The 2,900-nt window shown below is 63.3% G+C and carries 4 protein-coding genes; all 4 read right to left on the bottom strand.

The features are described 5' to 3' along the window. Positions 1–39 precede the first annotated feature (39 nt). On the bottom strand, positions 40–900 hold the full coding sequence (locus PHP59_RS12440) for an ABC transporter ATP-binding protein (protein ID WP_300167446.1): 861 nt from the start codon (positions 898–900) through the stop codon (positions 40–42). Next, a complete protein-coding gene (locus PHP59_RS12435; RefSeq protein ID WP_300167444.1) occupies positions 893–1,840 on the bottom strand; it encodes an ABC transporter ATP-binding protein in 948 nt (315 codons plus the stop codon). Before PHP59_RS12435 ends, PHP59_RS12440 begins: the two co-directional genes overlap by 8 nt. Beyond that, positions 1,837–2,661, bottom strand: coding sequence for an ABC transporter permease (locus PHP59_RS12430; RefSeq protein ID WP_300167442.1), 825 nt, complete (start codon positions 2,659–2,661; stop codon positions 1,837–1,839). Before PHP59_RS12430 ends, PHP59_RS12435 begins: the two co-directional genes overlap by 4 nt. After that, positions 2,648–2,900: ABC transporter permease subunit (locus tag PHP59_RS12425; protein ID WP_300167440.1), on the bottom strand; the 253-nt coding region annotated here is incomplete at its 5' end. The genes PHP59_RS12425 and PHP59_RS12430, both read right to left, overlap by 14 nt.

Raw genomic sequence — 2,900 nt, 5'->3', positions numbered from 1 at the left:
TCGATGGCGAGAAGGTCGGAAAAGATGCCTCGTGAACGTTCACCGTGCCGCCGCCTCCACCCAGTGGCCTGACTGCACCTCGACCATGGCCGGCGACCCGGGAGGGACGGGGCACGGCGCAGGCCGGGAAACCCCTCTATCAGCGCTCGATGCGGCGACGAGCCGGCGCGTATACGAATGGCAGGGGCGGTCAAGGACATCCACGGTCGGTCCGATCTCGACGATCCTTCCCTTCAGCATGATGGCAACCCGGTCACTCATCGCCCGGACGACTCCAAGGTCGTGGGAGATGTAGAGGCAGGCCGTATGATAGTCCCGCCCCAGATCCCGGAAGAGCGTGAGGATCTGGGCCTGGACCGAGACGTCAAGGCCCGCCGTGGGTTCGTCGGCCACGATGAACTCGGGTTCCAGGGCAAGAACGCGGGCAAGGACCACCCGCTGGTTCTGCCCCCCGGAGAGTTCGTACGGCCTGCGGTTCAGGTGCTCCTCATTCAGCCCCACCATCTCGACCAGGTCTCTCACCCGGCGGTCGATGCCCGTGCGGTCTTCGAGCCCGTGGATCCTGAGTGGCTCGGCAATACTCTCACGGACGCGCATCCTCGGGTTGAGCGAGGCATAGGCGTCCTGGAAGATCATCTGCATCCGCGGCCTGAACCGTCGAAGATCCTTTCGAGAAAGCGCCGTAATATCGGTGCCGTCAAAGATGACGCGGCCACCGGTAGGTTCGATGAGGCGGAGGAGAGAACGACCGAGCGTCGTCTTCCCGCACCCGCTCTCACCGACGAGCCCGAGCGTCTCGCCCTTTTCGATCCCGAACGATACCCCATCAACCGCCCGGACCTCGGTTCGGCGGAGAACACCCGTCGAATAATAGGTCTTCAGGTCACAAACGTCAATCATACAGCATGCACCGTGCACAATGGCCGGACCCGATTCGAACGAGCCCGGGATGTTCTATTTCACACCGTCCGACCGCACAGGAACACCGGGGGGAGAACCGGCACCCGGGCGGGGGGGTGATAAGCGATGGGGCCGACCCCGGGATCGGCCGCATGCCCCTTGCAGGAAGGGACTCCAGGAGACCGCGGGTATAGGGATGCGCCGGTGAGGAGAGGACCGTGTCGACCGGCCCGATCTCGACAATCTCCCCGGCATACATCACCGCAACCCGCGCGGCGAGGGTCGCGGCGGCCTCGATGTCGTGGGTGATGAAGAGAACCGAACGATCCAGATTGATCTCTGAAAAAAGGGCGAGGATCTCGCGTTTCGTCACGGCGTCCAGACCCCTCGTCGGTTCGTCCGCGATCAGGAAGGACGGGTTGCAGGCGAGGGCAAGGGCGATGAGAGCCCGTTCGCGCATTCCGCCGCTGAAACGGTGGGGATACTCCCGGGCCATTCTGGCAGGCTCGGCAATCCTGACCCGATCGAGGAGATCTACAGCCGCCGCCTCTGCTTCCGCCCCCTTCAGCCCGCGGTGAAGGGTGATCGCCTCAGCGATCTGGTCGCCGACCCTGAGGACCGGGTTGAGCGAGGTCCCTGAATTCTGGAGAACCACAGCGATCTCCCGCCCTCGAACCTTCTGCATCTCCTCTTGTGGAAGAGAAAGGAGGTCTCTGCCGCGGTAGAGGATCTCTCCCTCGATCCGCGTGTTCGGCTGGAGAAGGCGCAAGATCGCCATCCCGAGCACGGTCTTCCCCGAGCCCGTCTCGCCGAGAAGGGCGAGGGTCTCCCCTGCCCGGATCGTGAGGTCGACGGTATCGGACGCCTTCACCACGCCATCGGCTGTCGGGAAACCGACCTTCAGCCCGCGCACACAAAGAAGCGTATCGCCCATCCTCATACCCGCATCACCTGGAAACGTGGATTGATCCGCTCCTCACAGGCATAGGCGAACCATGCAAGGGCAAGGGAGATGACCGTCACCGCCAGGCCCGGCGGGATCAGCCACCACCAGAGACCAAGGACAATCCCCCCGTTCTGGCTCGCCCTCTCGATCATCTGCCCCCAGTCCACGACATTCGGGTCCCCCATCCCGAGAAAACCAAGACCTATCCCGACGAGCATGAAATGCTGGGCCGACGTGACGAACTTCACGCCGACAAGAGGGAGAACGTTCGGGAGGATATGCCGCGCCATGATATAACCGTCCCGGGCACCGAGCGCCTTTGTTCCGACGACAAAGTCGGCAACGGCAAGAGAGAGCACCTGGGACCTGATGATCCGCACGCTGCCGAGGCCGCCGAGGAGCCCCATGATCACGGCAGTCACGTAGATCCCCGGCCTGAAGAAGATCGTGAGGACGAGCAGGAGGGGAAAGAAGGGAATGGTCATCATCACGTCAAGAAAACGCATGACGGCCTCGTCGACCTTACCGCCGTAGTAGCCTGAAATGATGCCGACGGCCGTACCGATGACGACCGAGACCACGGCGCCGAGAAAACCGAGGAGCATGGTCGCCCTCGTGCCCCAGATCAGCCTGCTGAAGATATCCTGGGCAAGGTCGTTTGTCCCGAGGAGGTGCGCGGCATCAGGGGGGGCGAGGGGCGGCCCCGCGATCACGAAGGGATCAAAAGGCGCGATCACCGGTGCAAAGAGGGCGACCGCACAGTACACGAGGACGACGCCGAGACTGAGGTACAGGGCGGCGTTACGCCCGGGCATCGCTCCCCACCTCCACGCGTGGATCGACGAACGGGTAGAACATATCGGCGCCGATGTTTGCCACGATGACAATGAGCGTATCCATCAGCAGGATCCCCTGGAGCAGGGGGAGGTCGCGGACCTGAAGGGCCTCAAAGGTGAGCATACCGATACCCGGCCAGGAGAAGATCGTCTCGACGAAGATACTCCCGGTGAGCATCCCGGCACACTGGAGGGCGACCTTCGTCACCATCGGGAGC

The sequence above is a fragment of the Methanofollis sp. genome (assembly GCF_028702905.1).
Classification (GTDB): Archaea; Halobacteriota; Methanomicrobia; order Methanomicrobiales; family Methanofollaceae; genus Methanofollis.
Note: the sequence above shows the minus strand (reverse complement) of the source record. Positions and strands in the feature narration are given on the sequence as shown.